We start from the raw sequence: 235 nt of genomic DNA, 5'->3' as shown, positions 1-235 counted from the left end.
ATCTCGTTGTACCCTTCTCCTTTATGCGTTTTAGAACGCAAGGTGGTGCGGGTTTTCTTGAGCGGCAAATCATAAGGCGGAAGATGCAGACCGTTATAAACCGACCCGGTGACCAAAGGTTGATCCGGATCACCTTCCAGGAAGCTGACCTCCACTGCGTGCCCGATACGTGGCAGGAAAACGGCGCCCTAGTGCGGACCGGCCAGGCTCTGGCTAACCCGTACCCAGCAGCTTG

At 56.2% G+C, this 235-nt stretch carries 1 protein-coding gene; it reads right to left on the bottom strand.

Going from position 1 to position 235, the window contains the following annotated elements:
- On the bottom strand, positions 1-176 hold a 176-nt coding region (locus tag R0J87_RS24820), incomplete at its 3' end, for a hypothetical protein (protein WP_498889695.1).
- Positions 177-235: the final 59 nt, after the last annotated feature.

The organism is Halomonas sp. SIMBA_159 (assembly GCF_046536035.1).
In the GTDB taxonomy this organism is placed as follows: Bacteria; Pseudomonadota; Gammaproteobacteria; order Pseudomonadales; family Halomonadaceae; genus Vreelandella; species Vreelandella venusta_A.
The sequence above is the reverse complement of the archived record's forward strand: the minus strand, read 5'-3'. Positions and strand labels throughout refer to the sequence as shown.